Annotated in this window: 12 protein-coding genes and 1 pseudogene; 2 read left to right on the top strand and 11 right to left on the bottom strand. The window is 72.3% G+C overall.

From position 1 onward, the window contains the following. The first annotated feature begins 51 nt into the window (after positions 1-51). Both E2E34_RS08105 and E2E34_RS08100 read left to right on the top strand, forming a co-directional pair. Complete coding sequence (locus E2E34_RS08105; protein WP_138901239.1) at positions 52-1,044, top strand: aldo/keto reductase; 993 nt, start codon at positions 52-54, stop codon at positions 1,042-1,044. Positions 1,045-1,147: 103 nt separating this feature from the next. Next, positions 1,148-2,332, top strand: a complete 1,185-nt coding sequence (locus E2E34_RS08100) for a PQQ-dependent sugar dehydrogenase (RefSeq protein WP_208765178.1) — start codon at positions 1,148-1,150, stop codon at positions 2,330-2,332. Positions 2,333-2,429: 97 nt separating this feature from the next. On the opposite strand, the gene E2E34_RS08095 is transcribed toward E2E34_RS08100, so the two are convergent. From E2E34_RS08095 to E2E34_RS08045, 11 genes and pseudogenes are all read right to left on the bottom strand, one after another. Beyond that, positions 2,430-5,528: an AAA family ATPase gene (locus tag E2E34_RS08095; RefSeq protein WP_138901248.1), complete on the bottom strand. Its 3,099-nt coding sequence runs from the start codon at positions 5,526-5,528 to the stop codon at positions 2,430-2,432. 90 nt (positions 5,529-5,618) lie between these two features. After that, positions 5,619-5,804, bottom strand: coding sequence for a hypothetical protein (locus tag E2E34_RS08090; RefSeq protein ID WP_138901237.1), 186 nt, complete (start codon positions 5,802-5,804; stop codon positions 5,619-5,621). A 173-nt stretch (positions 5,805-5,977) separates the two neighbouring features. Then, positions 5,978-6,640 carry a hypothetical protein gene (locus E2E34_RS08085; protein ID WP_138901236.1) on the bottom strand — a complete coding sequence of 221 codons (663 nt, stop codon included), beginning with the start codon at positions 6,638-6,640 and terminating at the stop codon, positions 5,978-5,980. Positions 6,641-6,675: 35 nt separating this feature from the next. Further along, positions 6,676-7,233: a GNAT family N-acetyltransferase gene (locus E2E34_RS08080; protein ID WP_138901235.1), complete on the bottom strand. Its 558-nt coding sequence runs from the start codon at positions 7,231-7,233 to the stop codon at positions 6,676-6,678. Between the two features lie 15 nt (positions 7,234-7,248). Continuing rightward, positions 7,249-9,468: an MMPL family transporter gene (locus E2E34_RS08075; protein WP_138901234.1), complete on the bottom strand. Its 2,220-nt coding sequence runs from the start codon at positions 9,466-9,468 to the stop codon at positions 7,249-7,251. Between the two features lie 180 nt (positions 9,469-9,648). After that, a pseudogene (locus tag E2E34_RS08070) lies at positions 9,649-11,747 on the bottom strand (phosphocholine-specific phospholipase C). A 283-nt stretch (positions 11,748-12,030) separates the two neighbouring features. After that, entirely contained in the window at positions 12,031-13,539 is a 1,509-nt protein-coding gene (gene gatB, locus E2E34_RS08065; RefSeq protein ID WP_138901233.1) for an Asp-tRNA(Asn)/Glu-tRNA(Gln) amidotransferase subunit GatB, read from the bottom strand. A gap of 16 nt (positions 13,540-13,555) precedes the next feature. Next, a complete protein-coding gene (locus E2E34_RS08060; protein ID WP_069926802.1) occupies positions 13,556-13,789 on the bottom strand; it encodes a hypothetical protein in 234 nt (77 codons plus the stop codon). 5 nt (positions 13,790-13,794) lie between these two features. Then, positions 13,795-15,309 carry an Asp-tRNA(Asn)/Glu-tRNA(Gln) amidotransferase subunit GatA gene (gene gatA, locus E2E34_RS08055; protein WP_138901232.1) on the bottom strand — a complete coding sequence of 505 codons (1,515 nt, stop codon included), beginning with the start codon at positions 15,307-15,309 and terminating at the stop codon, positions 13,795-13,797. Between the two features lie 5 nt (positions 15,310-15,314). Next, a complete protein-coding gene (gatC, locus tag E2E34_RS08050; RefSeq protein WP_015036350.1) occupies positions 15,315-15,611 on the bottom strand; it encodes an Asp-tRNA(Asn)/Glu-tRNA(Gln) amidotransferase subunit GatC in 297 nt (98 codons plus the stop codon). 108 nt (positions 15,612-15,719) lie between these two features. Beyond that, positions 15,720-17,909, bottom strand: a complete 2,190-nt coding sequence (locus E2E34_RS08045; RefSeq protein WP_439333673.1) for a putative bifunctional diguanylate cyclase/phosphodiesterase — start codon at positions 17,907-17,909, stop codon at positions 15,720-15,722. Between the last annotated feature and the right edge of the window lie 218 nt (positions 17,910-18,127).

Raw genomic sequence — 18,127 nt, 5'->3', positions numbered from 1 at the left:
GCGGAGCGCAGAGGTTAGTTTGGGGAGCGGCAGAGGGAGGGGTACGGGGAGTTGGAGCGCAGGACAATCGGTGCGGCAGCGCTCGAAGTGGGTGCGATCGGGCTGGGGTGCATGCCGATGAGCTGGGCGTACACCGGCTCGCAGCAGCGCGGGGACCGGTCGTTGCGTACCGTGCACGCGGCGCTCGACGCGGGGTCCAGCCTGCTCGACACGGCTGACATGTACGGGCCCTTCACCAATGAGCTGCTGCTGGGGCGGGTGCTCAAGGAGCGGCGTGCCGATGCCTTCGTCTCGACCAAGTGCGGGCTGCTGGTCGGCGATCAGCACATCGTCGCCAACGGACGGCCGGGGTACGTACGGCGGGCCTGTGACGCTTCGCTGCGGCGGCTGCAGACCGATGTGATCGACCTCTACCAGTTGCACCGGCCCGATCCCGAGGTACCGGTCGAGGAGACCTGGGGCGCGATGGCGGACCTCGTGCGGGCGGGGAAGGTGCGGGCGCTCGGGGTGTGCGCGGTGGGGGCCCGGGCGTCGCGGCGGCCGGGGGCGCGGATGCATGACGAAACGATTCGCCAGCTGGAGCGGGTGCAGCAGGTCTTCCCGGTGAGCGCCGTGGAGGCCGAGCTGTCGGTGTGGTCGCCGGAGGCGCTGACGGCGCTGCTGCCGTGGTGCGAGGCGAGGGGGGTCGGCTTCGTGGCCGCCATGCCGCTGGGCAACGGGTTCCTGACGGGGACGCTCAAGCCGGGGCAGGGCTTCGAGCCGGACGACGTACGGGCGAGGCATCCGCGCTTCACCGCGGAGATGATGGCGGCGAACCAGCCGGTGGTGGCGGGGCTGCGCCGGGTCGCCGAGCGGCACGGCGCGAGTCCGGCCCAGGTGGCGCTGGCGTGGGTGCTGGGGCGCGGCCGCCACGTGGTGCCGGTGCCGGGGGCCAAGCGTGAGCGGTGGGCGGTGCAGAACGCGGCGGCGGCGGCGCTGCGGCTGACGCCGCAGGACCTGGCGGAGATCGCGAGCCTGCCACCGGCGCGGGGGTCGTGGGACTGACGGGAACGACCCGCGACCCGGCTGATCCGGAACGGAACCCGGGAGCGGCGAGCGGTGTATGAAGAGTGGGAGCCGCCGGCGACGACCGCCGGCCGTCGAAGGGATGCCCACCGTGCAACGTCGCGCTGTGACAGCTGTGTTGGCTGCCGTTCTCCTGCTCACCGCGGGATGCTCCGGCGGGGACGGGAACGCGCCGGCCCCGACGCCCCCGGGCGGCACGAACGGAGCCAGTGCGCCGCCGTCCGGGGACGCGTCCGGGCCGGGGGCCGGGGCGCGCGCCGAGCCGCCGCCCGCGAAGGGCTCGGTCGAGGTGGCCGGCACCCTCACCGAGGGCCTCAAGTCGCCCTGGGGGCTCGCCGCGCTGCCCGACGGCGATCTGCTCGTCTCCTCGCGCGACGAGGACACCATCACCCGGGTCGACGGCGAGAGCGGCGAGAAGACGCCGATCGGCACGGTGGCCGGGGTCGCGCCGGCCGGGGAGGGCGGCCTCATGGGCCTGGCCGTCTCGCCCGGCTTCGCCTCGGACCACATGGTCTACGCGTACTTCACCACCGAGTCCGACAACCGCATCGCCCGCATGCTGTACGACGAGAAGAAGCCCGCCGGGCAGCAACTGGGCGCGCCGGACACCATCTTGCGCGGCATCCCCAAGGGCACGGTCCACAACGGCGGACGGATCGCCTTCGGCCCGGACAAGATGCTCTACGCCGGGACGGGCGAGACCGGCGAGACGGGGCTGGCGCAGGACAAGGAGTCGCTGGGCGGCAAGATCCTGCGGATGACCCCTGACGGCGAACCGGTGCACGGCAATCCGCAGGCCGACTCGGTCGTCTACTCGTACGGGCACCGCAATGTGCAGGGGCTGGCCTGGGACAGCGAGAAGCGGCTGTGGGCGGCCGAGTTCGGCCAGAACACCTGGGACGAGCTGAACCTGATCCGCCCCGGCGGGAACTACGGCTGGCCCGAGGTCGAGGGCAGGGGCGGCGAGGAGGGGTACGTCGACCCGGTCGCGCAGTGGAAGACGTCAGAGGCGTCGCCGAGCGGCATCGCGTACGCCGAGGGGTCCATCTGGATGGCGGGCCTGCGCGGCGAGCGGCTGTGGCGGATTCCGCTGGACGGCACGAAGACGGTGACCGACCCGCAGTCGTTCCTGGGCCAGAAGTACGGGCGGCTGCGCACGGTCGTGGCGGCGGGCGGCGACAAGCTCTGGCTGGTCACCAGCGAGACGGACACGCGCGGCACCCCGCAGGCGGGCGACGACCGCATCCTGGACCTGAAGGTGAAGTGACCGGCCCCGCCCGGGCGCCTGCCAGTGGGCGGCGGGGAATGCGGCGCGCGGCGCCCCGCCGGCCGGGCGGGCCGCCCGCCCGTGGGCGCCGTGGGTGTCAGGCCGTGGCCAGGGACTCGTCCTGGGCGTCGGGGAACAGGTGGAGGCGGTGGGCCACGGCGGCGGCTTCGCCCCGGCCGGAGACCCCGAGCTTGGCCAGGATGTTGGAGACGTGCACGCTCGCCGTCTTGGGCGAGATGTACAGCTCCTCGGCTATCTGCCGGTTGCTGCGTCCGGCCGCGACCAGGCGCAGTACGTCCTGTTCACGGGGGGTCAAGCCCAGTGACGCGGCCGGTGCTGCCGTGAGCACCGGGACCTCGGGCGCCGGGGTCAGCGTGAGGCGGGCGCGCTGTGCCAGCAGGGCGACGCTCTCACCGAGGGGGCGGGCGCCCAGGTGGTCCGCCGCCTCGCGGGCCAGCCTGAGCAGCTCGGCCGCCCGCTCGCGCTCGGCGTCCGGCTCGCGCGAGGTCGCCGGACCGGCCGGCGGCACGTCGGCGCCGCCACCGGCGGCAGCGGCGAGCAGTGCCTCCGCCCAGCGCAGCCGGGCGCGGGCCAGATCGTACGGCCGCTCCAGCGTCTCGAACCGTGTGACCACGCCCGCCCAGTCGTCCGGGCTCACCAGGCCCTCGGCCCGTCGCAGCTCGGCTCTCACCCAGCGTTCGTACGCGTGCCACAGCGGCACCGGGGTGGGCAGTCGCTTCGCCCCCGTCCGGATCAGCTCCAGGGCGGCGGCGCGGCCCTCCTCCGCTGCCGGGAGGCCCCGTGCGTCCGCCTCGGCGACGGCGGCTTCGACGAGCAGCGCCCAGGCGTAGCGGTGCGTCCCCAGGGGGAATCCGGCCTCGGCGGCCCGGGCGAACCCGGCGCGGACGTCGAGGATGCGGCCCCGGGCGGCGGCGAGGGTCAGCTCGATGCGGTGCAGCGGCAGGTCGTGCTGGGGCATCGGGTCGTGGCTGCCGAAGTACGCGCGGGCGGCGGCCAGCCGCTCGTCGGCCGCGGCCAGCTCGCCGCGGGCGCGGGCCACGTCGGCCTGGATCCAGGCGGCCGCTCCGCGCGGCTTGGGGCTGGGGGCCGAGGCCCGTTCGATGTCGGCGGCGTGGTCCACGGCCTCGCTCCAGCGCCCGAGGGAGACCAGTGACTCCGCGAGGTTCCCCCGCACCCATGCCTCGTTGTCGACGAGGCCGTACTTCCTGGAGAAGGCGACGCCCTCCTCGGCGATCTTCACGGCCTCGCGCGAGCGCCCCACGGACTCCAGGGCCGAGGGGAGGTTCACGTGGATGCGGCCGGCGACGCTGGCCATCCTCTGCGCCACCGCCTGCTCCCTGACGGCGTACAGCATGGTGAGGCCGCCCTCGACGTCACCGGAGTCGACGGTCAGGTTGCCGAGGGTGGTCAGCGCGGACAGCTCGGTGTCGCGGGCGCCGACCATGCGCGCGTACTCCACGGCCTGCTCGGCGGAGACCAGGCTTTCCGGGCCCGGCTCGTGGAGCATGCCCCAGCCCGCGACGTACGCGAGGACCTCGGCGTGGACGGCGGACGGCGGCAGGCCCCGCACCAGGTCGCGGGCGCGGGCGAGTTCGGCCCAGCCGTCGCCGCGGCCCAGGCTGGAGATGAGCTTGCAGCGCTGCACCCAGAACCAGGCCTCGCGCAGCGCGTCGCCTTCGCCGTCGAGCAGTCTCAGCGCCTTCTTGGCGATCTTCAGGGCCCGTTCGCGCTCGCCGCCGAACCGGCCGGCGACGGTGGCTTCCGCCATGAGGTCGAGGTAGCGCAGCGGTGTCGTGGCGGGGTCGCAGCCGCAGGGCGGGTAGACCTCGGCGTAGTCCAGGGGCCTCAGCACCGCGCGGACGGTCTCGGGGGCGTCGTCCCACAGCTCCATGGCGCGTTCGAGGAGGCTGAGCTGGTCGGCGTACGCGTGGCGGCCGCGTGCCTCGACGGACGCCTTCAGGACGGCGGGCAGCGCCTTGGCGGCGTCGTGCGCCGCGTACCAGTAGCTGGCGAGGCGCGTGGTGTACTCCTCGGCCCGCACCAGTGAGGGGTCGGCCTCCAGCGCTTCGGCGTACCGCCGGTTGAGGCGGGAACGCTCGCCGGGGAGCAGGTCGTCGCTGAGTGCCTCGCGCACCAGGGAGTGGCGGAAGCGGTATCCGTCGCCGTCCGGTGTCGCGAGCAGCAGATTGGCGCCCACGGCGGCCCGCAGGGCCTCGATCAGGTCGTCCTCGGGCAGCCGCGCGACGGCGAGCAGCAGCCGGTACTCGACGGTGGAGCCGCCTTCGGCGACGATTCTGGCGACCTTCTGGGCGTCGTCGGGCAGCGCTTCGACGCGGACGAGGAGCAGGTCGCGCAGGGAGTCGCTGAGGCCGGTGGCGCAGCCGGTGCCCATGCAGGAGGCCAGTTCCTCGACGAAGAAGGCGTTGCCGTCGGAGCGGGTGAAGACCTCTTCGGCCAGCGCCGCGTCCGGCTCGGCGGCGAGGATTCCGGCCAACTGCCGGTGCACTTCGGCCCGGTTGAAGCGGGGCAGCTCGATGCGCCGGACCGTGCGCAGCCGGTCGAGCTCGGCGAGGAGGGGGCGCAGCGGGTGGCGGCGGTGGATGTCGTCCGCGCGGTAGGTGCCGATGACGACGAGGCGGCCGCGCCGCAGGGTGCGGAAGAGGTACGCGAGGAGGTGCCGGGTGGAGGTGTCGGCCCAGTGCAGGTCCTCCAGGGCGAGCACGACCGTACGGTCGGCGGTGATGCGCTCCAGGAGACGGACGGTCAGCTCGAAGAGGCGCGTCATGCCGTCCTCGTTGTGCTGATCGCGGGTGGTCTCGCCCAGCTCGGGCAGCAGCCGCGCCAGTTCGCCCTCCTGGCCCTCGGCCGCGGCGGCGACCTCGTCGGGCATCCGGCGCCGCAGGGCGCGCAGCGCGGTGGAGAACGGCGCGAAGGGCAGGCCGTCGGCGCCGATCTCGACGCAGCCGCCCACCACGACGACGGCGCCCGCCTCGCACGCGGCCGCGAAGAACTCCTCGACGAGGCGGGTCTTGCCGACGCCGGCCTCACCGCCCACGAGCAACGCCTGCGGCTCGCCCGCGGTGGCGCGGGCGAGCGCATCGGTGAGCTGGGCGAGTTCGCCGGCGCGGCCGACGAACACGGGGCTGACAGACCTGGTTTCCACATCGCCGAGCATCGCACAGGGGTCCGACATCGTGGGGGCGACCAGTGAATCTCTCAAGGTCACGACCGTCATCGCGCGTCCTCGGTCAGCCGTCGGGCCGCGTCAGGCGGCCCGTGCGAAGCGGTTGCGCAGCGAACTCACCGGCCCCTCCGATGCGTTCTGTCCGGAGGAGCGGGCGGCGCGGCGGCCGGCCCTGCGGGCCTTGGCGGCCTGCCGTGCGAGGCGCTCGCCGGCGGCGACGCGCCTGAGCTCGGCCGCGTGCTGCTGCTGGATCTCGTGCTCGAACATGGTGTTCTCCCGGTGAGGTGGGTCTTCGTCGGTCTCGCTTTCGCGATGACTCCACTCTCGTTTCCCAGGGGTCCCCGACGCATCGGGAGAGTGCCGCATCTTGACGGCACAAAGGGCCTTAGGGACGTACGCGCGAAGGTGCGTACGTCCCTAAGGCCCCTGGCGCGGCTGCCTTACTGCCCCGCTCCGGCGCCCGTCGGAGCGGCGGGCAGCGTGGGCATCGCGGCGAAGAGGTCGAAGTACATCCCGGCCGAGACGAGCAGCCCGAGGACGCCGAGGGCGAAGCCCGCCCAGGCGAAGGAGCGGACCCAGGCGGGCCGGATGTTCGCGCCGGGCGTGCCGAACGACGGGCGGACCAGCACCACGGCCGCCACGATCAGCGCGAGGAGCGCGAAGCCGCCGTTGACGAGGGCGGTCATGTGCCAGCCGTTGCCGTAGAGCGCGGCGACCTGGTCGGCGGGGCTGTCGGTCTGCTGGGTGCCGAGCTGGCCGATGAGCGTCTGGCGCTCGGCGGCGACGCGGCTGGTCCAGGTCCCGGTGAGGGCGGCGAACCCGAGCACCGTGGAGACCACGGCGGCGGCGCCCGCGCCGACGCCGGCCGAGGAGGCCGGCGGTGCCTCGTCGAGGAGGTCCGCGTCGTCGTCGGCCTCGTCGTCGTGGGCGCCGCCGGCCTCCGCGTCGGCGTCGTGGTCGTTCTTGACAACCGCCACGCCGCCGTCCGCAGCGTCCCGGCCGTCGGCGGGGGCCTCCTGGCCGGCGGCCTTCGTGGTGTCTCGTGCGGCGGCGATCTCGTCGCCCTTGTTCTCGTCGGACCGGGTTCGGGCTGCAGCTGTCATACGCCGCACGCTAGGTGCGGTTTCTGAGAGCTCTCTTAACGGCTCTCGCGCCACTCCGGCGCCAGCACCGACCAGATCTCCTGGTCGTGCCGCGCACCCCGGTACTCGTACGCCTCACGCCGTACGCCGTCCCGGGTCATCCCCAGCCGCTTCGCCACATTGATGCTGGCGGTGTTCCCGGAGGCGACCAGCCACTCGACGCGCTGGATCCCCCGCTCGTCCACCGCCCAGTCGATCAGCACCCGCGCGGCGCGGGTGACCAGGCCGCGGCCCACCGCGGACGGCTCCAGCCAGCAGCCGACCTCGCAGGTGCCGGCCTTCGCGTCGAAGAGCCGGAAGAGCACTCCGCCGACCAGCGTGCCGTCGAGCCAGATGCCGTAGATCCGCCCGGCGTCGGCCGCCTGCTTGTCCGCGTACGACTGGAGGAAGGCCCGCGCCGCTTCGAGGTCCTCGGCGGCCGCCGCGAGCCCGATGAACCGGCCGATGTACTCGCGCCCGCGTTCGATGTGGGCGAAGTACTCCTCGGCGTGCCAGGGCTCCAGGGGGCGCAGCACCGCGTTCTCGTCGCCGCCGCCCAGGTGTATCGCGAACATCCCGCTCCTCGCCGGTTAGGGCACGAGCTGCTGGGACTCCTCCTGGTCGCCCGTGCGCTGGACCTTGATCTTGTCATGCGCAGGCAGGGCTTCGGCGGGTTCGATGCTGATCCGGGGCAGCCACCGGTCCAGCCGGCGCGGCAGCCACCAGTTGGCGCCGCCGAGCATGTGCATGAGGGCGGGGACCAGGAGCGTACGGAGGACGAACGCGTCCAGCGCCACGGCGGCGGCGAGCGCGATGCCGAACATCGCGATCACCCGGTCGCCGCTGAGCACGAACGCCAGGAAGACCGAGATCATGATCACGGCGGCCGAGTTGATCACACGGCTGGTCTCGGCCAGGCCGACCCGCACCGCCCGCCGGTTGTCGCCGGTCTCCAGCCACTCCTCGTACATCCGGCTGACGAGGAAGACCTGGTAGTCCATCGAGAGCCCGAAGAGCACCGACACCATGATCACCGGAAGGAACGGTTCGATCGGCCCCGCGCTGCCGAGCCCGAGCAGCTCGCTGCCCCATCCCCACTGGAAGACGGCGACGACGACGCCGAAGGAGGAGGCGACGGCGAGCACGTTCATCAGGGCGGCCTTGAGCGGAATGCCGACGCTGCGGAAGGCGAGCAGCAGCAGGACGCAGCCCAGCGCGATCACGACGCCCACGAAGAGCGGCAGCTTGTCGACGATGACCTCGGCGAAGTCGTCGTACCCCGCGGTGATCCCGCCGACGTACACCTCGAGCGTCGTGCCCTGCTCGGCCTGCGGCAGGACGCTCTCGCGCAGCCGGTCGACCAGGTCGCTGGTCTCCTGCGACTGCGGCGACGACTGCGGTACGACGGTGAGGGCGGCCGTCCCGCCGTCGGCGCCGTACGCCACCGGGCTGACCGAGGCGACCCCGTCGGCGGCGCGCACGGTGCCGGCGAGGGCGTCCATGGCCGCGCGGTCGTCGGCTCCGTGGACCTCGGCGACCAGGGTCAGCGGACCGTTGCTGCCGGGGCCGAAGCCGTCGGCGACCAGGTCGTATGCCGCGCGGGTGGTGGAGGACGCCGGGTTGTTGCCCTGGTCGGACGTGCCCAGGTGCAGACCCAGCGTGGGCAGCGCGAGGACCACCATGACGACGGCGGCGACGGCGCCGAGCAGCTTGGGGTGGCGCTCGACGAAGGCGGACCAGCGGGCGGCGAAGCCGGTGGGCAGCTCGGGCTTCGGGCCGTGCTCGGCGAGCTGCCTGCGCTCGCGGCGGCTGAGCGCCCGCATGCCGATGAGGGAGAGCAGGGCGGGCAGCAGGGTCACCGAGGCGGCGACGGTGAGCAGGACGGTCAGCGACGCGGCGATCGCGACGCCGTTGAGGAACGACAGGCGCAGTATCAGCATGCCCAGCAGGGCGATGCAGACCGTCGCGCCGGCGAAGACGACGGCGCGGCCGGTGGTGGCGACGGCGTTCGTGGCCGACTCGGTCACGGACAGGCCGCTGCGCAGCCCCTTGCGGTGCCGGGTGACGATGAACAGGGCGTAGTCGATGCCGACGCCGAGCCCGACGAGCATGCCGAGCATCGGGGCGAAGTCGGCGACCGTCATGACGTGGCCGAGGAGCACGGTCCCCGCGTACGCGGTGCCGACGCTGACCAGGGCGGTCGCGATCGGGAGCAGGCTGGCCGCGAGCGAGCCGAAGGCGACGAAGAGGACGACGGCCGCGACCACCACTCCGACCAGCTCGCTGAGGTGCGAGGTGGGAGCTTCGGTGAGGGCCACGGCGCCGCCGCCGAGCTCCACCTGGAGCTGGGCGCTCTCGGCGCTCTTGGCGGTCTTGACGAGCGCCTCGGCCTGCTTCTGGAGGACGTCGTCGGACTGCGCGTCGAAGGTGACCGTGGCGTAGGCGGTGTGACCGTCCTTGCTGATCTGGCCGGCGCCCTCGCGCTCGTACGGGCTGACCACGGACTCCACGCCCGGGAGGTCCTCGACGGCGTCCAGCGTCCGGGTCATGGACTGCTCGACCCCGGCGGCCTGGACGGTGGTGCGGCCGGCGGTGTGCCAGACGACGGTGTTGCCGTCGCCGCCCCTGCCGTCGAACGCTTCGTCGAGGAGGGCGGTGGCGCGTCCCGACTCCGTGCCGGGCACCTCGTAGTCGTTGGAGTACGCCGAACCGGCGACTCCGGCGGCTCCGGCGACCACGCCGAGCGCGAGAAGCCAGAGCAGGACTGAGGCGAAACGGTGCTTGACGCACCACCGGGCGATTGCTGCCAACGGATTTGCTCCCTGGGTGGTTCGTGGATCTTTACCGGGACCAAACCCGCAAAGAACTCAGGACCTACGCTCAGCCACTTTGACAGCCAAACGTGATCCTTTGTCCCTTTCGTGCGCATCATCACAGGAGTGGCGGGAGCCGGGGCACAGCTCCCGGGCTCCCCCGTGCCACCCGGTCTGTCAGCCTGAGACGCTCGCGCGCCCGTTCTCAATGTGCCCCATGAGGCGTCGGCGGAAAGCGTCGTCACCCGTAACGGTGATCGCCAAGTCGTACCACCCGTGCGCGTCCGCGGCGGAGTGCACCACGGTGCGGCTGCGGCCCGGCTTCACGGTGATCCGGCGGGGCCGCCCGTCGTCGAGGTCGGCCTCGTCCGCGTAGGCGAGCGTCGTGACGGTGAAGGTCAGCGGCTGCCTGCCCCGGTTGGCGAGGGTCAGGTGCAGGTCGCGGTCGCGCGCGTCGAGGTGTGACGACACTTCGGCGGCCCCCGTCCTCGTACCGGCGAACTCGCGGCGGAAGCCGTTCGGCCCCGTGACGGTGAAGCGGTAGGCGTCCCGCGTAAGGGGTACGTCCCATTGCGCCGTGCCCCTTACGTCCCGGTGCTGCGGAACGGCGAACTCGCCGGCGTAGGGGTGGAGCGCGAAGTGCGCGCTCGCGCGCCCCGTGTTGCTGAGCGCGACCTTGAAGACGCCGCCGTCGACCTTCCCGTCGGCGTCGGGCTGGTACGGCAGCGGGCGGGCGGGGCGCGTCCCCTCCTCCTGCACGGGCATGTGCTGCTCCAGCGGCGGCACCGGCCGCCAGCGCCCGGTGAAGGGCGGTATCGCGCCCGGTTGCTCGACGGGAGGCCGCCGGCGCCCGCGCCTGAAGTCGAACGCGGAGGTCAGGTCGCCCGCGACCGCGCGCCGCCAGGGGGTGATGTTGGGCTCCTCGATGCCCGTCCAACGCTCCAGGAACCGGATCACGGAGGTGTGGTCGAAGACCTCGGAGCAGACGTACCCGCCGACCGTCCACGGCGAGACGACCAGCATCGGGACCCGGATGCCGAGCCCGGTCGGCCGCCCCTGGTACCGCTCGTCGGTGTTGTCGGCGGGCGGCACCGGCGGCGGCACGTGGTCGAAGAAGCCGTCGTTCTCGTCGTAGTTGATCAGTACGACGGTGTGCCGCCAGACCTCCGGGTGCGCGCCGAGCGCGTCGAGCACCTTGTAGACCAGCGAGGCGCTGGCGATCGGCGACGAGGAGCCGGGGTGCTCGGAGTCGACCGCCGAGGGCACCAGGTACGACACCTCCGGCAGCTTCCCCGCCGCCACGTCGGCCCGGAAGTCGTCGGCGAGCCCCCCGGTCGGGACCCTCCGCAGGCCGCGTTCGAACAGGGATCGCTCGGCGCGGGTCAGCGTCGCCACGCCCTCCTCCAGCGCGGCGAGCAGGCGCTCGCGCTCGGCGGCGTCGGCCGTCTCCCGCACCTTGGCGTAGAACGCCTCCATGTATGTGAAGCCGCCGGGCGCCTTCGCGAGCGCCTTGCGGGCGATCGTCTTGAACGCCGTGAAGAACTCGATGTTGTTGTCGGTGAAGTTCTCCCACTCCTGGTACGTCTTCCAGGACCGGCCCGCCTTCTCCAGCCGCTCGGCGTACGTCGGCCACGGGTATCCGGGGTGGGTGCCCTCGGCGTACGCCGCGTTGGTGACGGCGCGGCTGCCGTCGGCCTCGTGGCCGGTCCAGCCGCTCCACAGGTGGTTGCGGTTCGGGCTCGTCGACGTATGGATCGACGAATGGTAGGCGTCGCAGATGGTGAAGGTGTCCGCGAGCTCGTAGTGCAGCGGCAGGTCGCGGCGGTCGTAGTAGGCCATGGTGGCGGCGGTCTTGGCCGACACCCAGCCGTCCATCCAGCCTGGTTCCAGGCCTTGGCGCCGCCGCCCCACGAGTGGTCGAGGTCGCCGATGTACTGGAGGTCCTTCTTCTGCGCCTCGGCCGCGTCCCGTACGGGGAAGGGCAGGACGGAGCGCAGCGGGCCGGGCTGCTCGAAGACCGGCCTGCCGTACGGCAGCTCCACGGCGTTGCGGTCACCGAAGCCGCGTACGCCGCGCAGGGTGCCGAAGTAGTGGTCGAAGGACCGGTTCTCCTGCATGAGGACGACGACGTGCCTGACCGCTTTCAGTCCGCCGGAGGGCGGTTCGGCGGCTATCGCCGCCCGCAGCGAGGGCGGAAGCAGCGATCCGGCCGCGGCGGCGCCGACGGCGCCTGTGCCCAGCGCGAGCATCCTTCTGCGCGAAATGTCCGGTGACACGCTCGACCTCCCAGTCGACAGCCAATGGTCCGCCTGTGATCCATTGAGTGGTACGTCTGGGACGGTAGTGAGGCCGGGTGGCGACGAGAAGACCCGGCGACGACTCCGGCGTGAACGTCCAAGACAAGGCGTCAAGAGTCCAAGCGTCATCCGGCCACGCACGAGCGGTCCCGCACGCCCGAGGGGCGGCGCCCCGGAAGGTTCCGGTGCGCCGCCCCTCGGGCGTGTCGGGCGTACGGGCCTCAGCCCTCGGTGACGCCGAGCTTCTCCAGGCTGTGCTCAGTCATTCCTTCGGGGCAAGCCGCTCAAGAATCAGCTCCCGCACCCGCCCCGCGTCGGCCTGTCCGCGCGTGGCCTTCATGACCGCGCCGACCAGCGCGCCGGCCGCGGCGACCTTGCCGCTGCGGATCTTGTCCGCGATGCCGGCGTTGGCGGCGATGGCCTCGTCGACGGCCGTACCCAGCGCGCCCTCGTCCGAGACGACCTTCAGGCCGCGCTTCTCGACGACGTCGTCCGGGCCGCCCTCGCCCGCGAGGACGCCCTCGATGACCTGGCGGGCCAGCTTGTCGTTGAGCGAGCCCTCCTTCACCAGGGCGGTGACGCGAGCGACCTGCTCGGGCGTGATCGGCAGCGACGCGAGGTCGCGGCCGGACTCGTTGGCGTTGCGGGCCAGCTCGCCCATCCACCACTTGCGCGCCGAGGCGGCGTCCGCGCCCGCCTCGATGGTGGCGACGATCGGGTCGATCGCCCCGGCGTTCAGGATCGACTGCATGTCGTGCTCGCTGACGCCCCACTCCTCGCGGAGGCGGTTGCGGCGTACCCGCGGCAGCTCGGGCAGCCCCTTGCGGAGCTCCTCGACCCACTCACGGGAGGGGGCCACGGGGACCAGGTCGGGCTCCGGGAAGTACCGGTAGTCCTCGGCGTTGTCCTTGATGCGGCCGGCCGTGGTGGAGCCGTCCTCCTCGTGGAAGTGCCGGGTCTCCTGGACGATCGTGCCGCCGGAGGAGAGCACCGCGGCGTGCCGCTGGATCTCGAAGCGGGCGGCGCGCTCGACCGAGCGCAGGGAGTTGACGTTCTTCGTCTCGGAGCGCGTGCCGAACTCCTCACGGCCGTGCGGCCGCAGCGAGAGGTTCACGTCGCAGCGCATCTGGCCCTGCTCCATGCGCGCCTCGGAGACGCCGAGCGCCTTGATGAGCTCGCGGAGCTCGGCGACGTACGCCTTCGCGACCTCGGGGGCCCGCTCGCCCGCGCCCTCGATCGGCTTCGTGACGATCTCGATGAGCGGGATGCCGGCGCGGTTGTAGTCCAGCAGGGAGTGGGACGCGCCGTGGATACGGCCGGTGGCGCCGCCGACGTGCAGCGACTTGCCGGTGTCCTCCTCCATGTGGGCGCGCTCGATCTGCACGCGGAAGATCTCCCCGTCCTCCAGCTGGACGTCCAGATAGCCGTTGAAGGCGATCGGCTCGTCGTACTGGGAGGTCTGGAAGTTCTTCGGCATGTCCGGATAGAAGTAGTTCTTCCGGGCGAAGCGGCACCACTCGGCGATCTCGCAATTGAGCGCGAGGCCGATCTTGACGGCCGACTCGACGCCGATCGCGTTGACGACCGGGAGCGAGCCGGGCAGCCCCAGGCAGGTGGGGCAGGTCTGGCTGTTGGCGTCCTGCTTCAGCTCCGTGGAGCAGCCGCAGAACATCTTCGTCTTTGTGCCGAGCTCGACATGGACCTCCAGGCCCATGACGGGGTCGTAGGACGCGAGCGCGTCCTCGTACGACACCAGTTCAGTGACGGTCACGGTGAAACTTTCCCTCTCAGCCCAGCAGGACGTCGTCGTCGCCGAGCTTCTTCAGCTCGCGGTAGAGCAGAGCGAGGCCCGTGACGATGGCGGCGGCGGAGACAGCGGCGTCGACGAGACGCAGCGTGTCATTGTCCTTGCGGGCCATACGGGCCTGCTTGACGACGCTGATCGCGCCGAAGGCGGTGGAGCCGATCGACAGGTACGTACCGGCCTTGGAATTCTTGAATCCCTTGGCCTTGATGGGCATGGGGCTCACAGCGACGGTGCCTCCTCAAGCAGCGGGTGGCCCCACTTTTCCACGAAGGCGGCCTCGACCGCGGCGCCGACCTTGTAAAGACGGTCGTCCTTCATGGCGGGGGCGATGATCTGGAGACCGACCGGCATGCCGTCCTCCGGAGCCAGGCCGCAGGGCAGCGACATGGCGGCGTTGCCGGCCAGGTTGGTCGGGATCGTGCACAGGTCCGCGAGGTACATCGCCATCGGGTCGTCGGCGCGCTCGCCGATCGGGAAGGCGGTGGTGGGCGTCGTCGGCGAGACGATCACGTCGACCTTCTCGAACGCCTTCTCGAAGTCCTGCGTGATGAGCGTACGGACCTTCTGGGCGGATCCGTAGTACGCGTCGTAGTAGCCGGAGCTGAGCGCGTACGTACCGAGGATGATCCGGCGCTTGACCTCGTCGCCGAAGCCGGCCTCACGGGTGAGGGCGGTGACCTCCTCGGCGGACTTCGTGCCGTCGTCGCCGACCCGCAGGCCGTAGCGCATGGCGTCGAAGCGAGCCAGGTTGGAGGAGCACTCCGACGGGGCGATGAGGTAGTACGCGGACAGCGCCAGGTCGAAGGACGGGCAGTCCAGCTCGACGATCTCGGCGCCGAGGCCGCGCATCAGCTCGACGGACTCGTCGAAGCGCTGCAGAACCCCGGCCTGGTAGCCCTCGCCGCGGAACTGCTTGACGACGCCGACGCGCATGCCGGCGACGGAGCCGTTGCGGGCCGCCTCGACGACCGGCGGGACCGGGGCGTCGATGGAGGTCGAGTCGAGCGGGTCGTGCCCGGCGATGACCTCGTGCAGGAGCGCGGCGTCCAGGACCGTACGGGCGCAGGGGCCGCCCTGGTCGAGGGAGGACGAGAACGCGACCATGCCGTAGCGGGAGACGCCGCCGTACGTCGGCTTGACGCCGACGGTGCCGGTGACGGCGGCCGGCTGGCGGATGGAGCCGCCGGTGTCCGTGCCGATCGCGAGCGGCGCCTCGAACGACGCGAGGGCGGCGGAGGAGCCGCCTCCGGAGCCGCCGGGGATCTTCGTCAGGTCCCAGGGGTTGCCGGTCGGGCCGTACGCGCTGTTCTCGGTGGAGGACCCCATGGCGAACTCGTCCATGTTGGTCTTGCCGAGGATGACCACGTCGGCCGCCTTCAGCTTCTTGGTCAGCGTCGCGTCGTACGGCGGGATCCAGCCTTCGAGGATCTTCGAACCGACGGTGGTCGGGATGCCCTCGGTGGTGAAGATGTCCTTCAGCGCGAGCGGCACGCCGGCCAGCGGGCCGAGCTTCTCGCCGTTCTCCCTCTTCGCGTCGACGGCGCGGGCCTGGGCCAGCGCGCCCTCGCGGTCGACGTGCAGGAAGGCGTGCACCTTCTCGTCGACCGCGTCGATACGGGCCAGGTGGGCCTCGGTCACCTCGACGGCCGTGACCTCGCCCGAGGCGATCTTCGCGGCGGTCTCGGCGGCGGTGAGCCTGATGAGGTGCTCGTTCTTGTGTGTGGCGGTCGTCATGGTGATTAGTCCTCCCCCAGGATCTGCGGCACCTTGAAACGCTGCTGCTCCTGGGCGGGGGCGCCGGAGAGGGCCTGCTCCGGGGTGAGCGACGGACGGACCTCGTCCGCGCGCATGACGTTCGTCAGCGGCAGCGGGTGGGAGGTCGGCGGTACGTCTTGGTCGGCGACCTCGGAGACGCGGGCGACCGCGCCGATGATGTCGTCGAGCTGACCGGCGAAGTGATCGAGCTCTTCGCCCTTCAGCTCCAGACGCGCCAGCCGTGCGAGGTGGGCGACCTCCTCGCGCGTGATGCCAGGCATGCAGCGATCCTCAGGGGTGAGTGTGTGGATTTTGGCCCAATCCTATGGGGCTCGGGGCCCTGCCCACGAAACGGTTCCCCGCCGAAGCCCTCGTACGCACCCCGCGCGCTACTTCACCGGCTGGCCGGACGGCGAAGGGGTCTGGCGCTGCGTCTCTTCCAGGGCCGCCGCCGCGGCGACCCGGTCCAGGTCCACCTGCCGGTGCCAGCCCCGCTCGCCCCGCGCCAGCAGCCACGCCGTCGCCTCGTCCGGGGGCATCGCCGCCGCCACCAGCCATCCCTGCACCGCGTCGCAGCCCAGGTCCCGCAGGCGCTCCCACGTCTCGTCGTCCTCGACGCCCTCGGCCACCACCAGCAGGCCGAGCGAGTGGGCGAGGTCGACCGTGCAGCGGACGATCTCGGCGTCCTCGTTGTCGACCGCCAGCCGGGCCACGAAGGACCGGTCGATCTTGAGCTCGCTGACCGGGAGCCGGCGCAGATGGACCAGGGACGAGTAGCCGGTGCCGAAATCGTCCAGGGACATCTTCACGCCGTGGCCGGTGAGTCCGGCCAGGGTGTCCGCAGCCCGCTGCGGGTCCTCCAGGAGGACGTGCTCCGTTATCTCCAGCTGGAGGGAGCCGGCCGGGACGCCGTGCCGGGCCAGCCGGGCCGCGACCGCGCCGGCGAAGCCGGGCGTGTGCACGTCGCGCGGCGAGACGTTGACCGCGACGGGGGTGTTCAGCCCCTGCTTGCGCCAGCGCGCGACCTGTGCGAGCGCGGTCTCCAGGACGTACTCCGTCAGGTGCGGCATCAGGCCCGAGGACTCCGCGATGGCGATGAACTCGTCGGGAGGGACCCGGCCGCGCTCCGGGTGCACCCACCGCACCAGCGCCTCCAGGCCGGCGACCTGTCCGTCGAAGCGGACCTTCGGCTGGTAGTGGAGTTCGACCTCGCCGGCGTCCAGCGCCCGGCGCAGGTCGCCCAGCAGGCCGAGCCGGTCGGGGGTGTTGCTGTCCCGCTTGGACTCGTAGACCTCGACACCCGTGCGGTCCCGCTTGGCCTGATACATCGCCACGTCCGCCCGGCGCAGCAGCCCTTCCGCGTCCAGCGCGTGGTCGGGGAAGACGGCGACGCCCGCGCTGGCCTCCAGGACCAGCGTCAGGCCGTCCAGGTCCAGCGGCGAGGAGAGCGCGGCCACCAGGTGCCGGGCGACGCGCTGGGCGCTGGTCGTGGAGTCCGCGGTCGGCAGCAGTACCGCGAACTCGTCACCGCCGAGCCGCGCGGCCTCCGCCCCGCGCGGCAGGGCCAGCCGCAGCCGGTCCGCTATCTGGAGCAGCAGCCGGTCCCCCGCCAGGTGGCCGAGCGTGTCGTTGACCGCCCGGAAGCGGTCGAGGTCTATCAGTACGAGCGCGGACCTGGTCCCGACGCTCTCCGCTTCTTCCAGCACCGGGCGGGCCCGCTGGAGCAGCCAGTGCCGGTTCGGCAGCCCGGTCAGCGGGTCCCTCAGCTGCTCCTCCGCCCTGGCCCGGGCGATCCACAGCGTGGAGTCGAGCGCGATGAGCGGTACGGAGAACAGCGGCAGCAGGACGGGCAGCGCCACGGCGGTGACACAGATCAGGGGGGCGATCCCGAGCAGGGCCACCGCGACGAGCCCCTGCCGGTACAGGGCCGTCCGGGCGACGGACGGCAGCCGCCCGCCGCGCGGCGCCAGCGCGTACCAGAGCAGCAGCCGGGTGAGGGCCAGGTACGCGACGGCGGCCAGCACGACCTCCGGGACCGTCTCTATCCCCCACTCCAGCGGGTTCCAGGGCCGCTCGACGGTCGGTACGTCGCCGAACACGGCCAGGACGATCGCCGCCGCGCCGATGCCGAGGATGTCGACCGCGCCGTGCAGCAGGCCCTGCTTCCAGCGGTGCCGGCGGGCCGTCCCGACGAGCACCACGACGGCCAGGCTGACCAGGCCGGCGGGCACCCAGCCGTACAGCAGCAGGACGGCCAGGGTGAGCGCGGCGCCCGAGCCGGTGCCGCCCCACCACCGGTCGCGGCCGAGCGCGACCAGGTGGCCGACGATGACCGCGGTGAGGAGGGCGAGGGACCAGCCGACCGTGCTGCCGGGGAACAGGGCGCGATCCCCGGTCACGGCGCGGAAGATCCCGGTGGCAAGGACGAGGGCGGCCACTGTCACGACGGCGGTGGGCAGCGCCCTGGGGGCGCCTGCCCACCGCCGCAGCCGTGAGGCCGGGTCGGCACTCTCGGTCGGTTTCATTCCGTCCCTCTCACAGCCGGCGGTGCCCGTGCCAAGCGCTGGCCCCGTTGTCATGCCGTCCACGACTGAATCCCTTCCCCGGGCTCCGTGCGAGCAGGGGCACCGCGTTGCAGCCGTGCACGGCAGGCGCACATCTCAACAGTAGGCCGCAGAAGGCTCTTCGGGGCAGCGGTCCACCGCTCTTGCCCGAATGCGACCCAGCCACCCGCGTCCGTCTGCTATGCGCCGAACGGGTGATCCGGGCTGCGGTTCGAACCCCCTCTCACCGCCCC

The organism is Streptomyces albidochromogenes, assembly GCF_005981925.1.
GTDB lineage: Bacteria > Actinomycetota > Actinomycetes > Streptomycetales > Streptomycetaceae > Streptomyces > Streptomyces albidochromogenes.
This window is presented reverse-complemented; position numbering and strand designations above follow the sequence as displayed.

Coding starts and splice junctions, on each gene's coding strand:
- E2E34_RS08100 (WP_208765178.1), top strand. CDS start 1,148: ATGCCCACCGTGCAACGTCGCGCTGTGACAGCTGTGTTGGCTGCCGTT.
- E2E34_RS08095 (WP_138901248.1), bottom strand. CDS start 5,528: ATGCTCGGCGATGTGGAAACCAGGTCTGTCAGCCCCGTGTTCGTCGGC.
- E2E34_RS08090 (WP_138901237.1), bottom strand. CDS start 5,804: ATGTTCGAGCACGAGATCCAGCAGCAGCACGCGGCCGAGCTCAGGCGC.
- E2E34_RS08085 (WP_138901236.1), bottom strand. CDS start 6,640: ATGACAGCTGCAGCCCGAACCCGGTCCGACGAGAACAAGGGCGACGAG.
- E2E34_RS08080 (WP_138901235.1), bottom strand. CDS start 7,233: ATGTTCGCGATACACCTGGGCGGCGGCGACGAGAACGCGGTGCTGCGC.
- E2E34_RS08060 (WP_069926802.1), bottom strand. CDS start 13,789: ATGCCCATCAAGGCCAAGGGATTCAAGAATTCCAAGGCCGGTACGTAC.
- gatA (WP_138901232.1), bottom strand. CDS start 15,309: ATGACGACCGCCACACACAAGAACGAGCACCTCATCAGGCTCACCGCC.
- gatC (WP_015036350.1), bottom strand. CDS start 15,611: ATGCCTGGCATCACGCGCGAGGAGGTCGCCCACCTCGCACGGCTGGCG.
- E2E34_RS08045 (WP_439333673.1), bottom strand. CDS start 17,909: ATGACAACGGGGCCAGCGCTTGGCACGGGCACCGCCGGCTGTGAGAGG.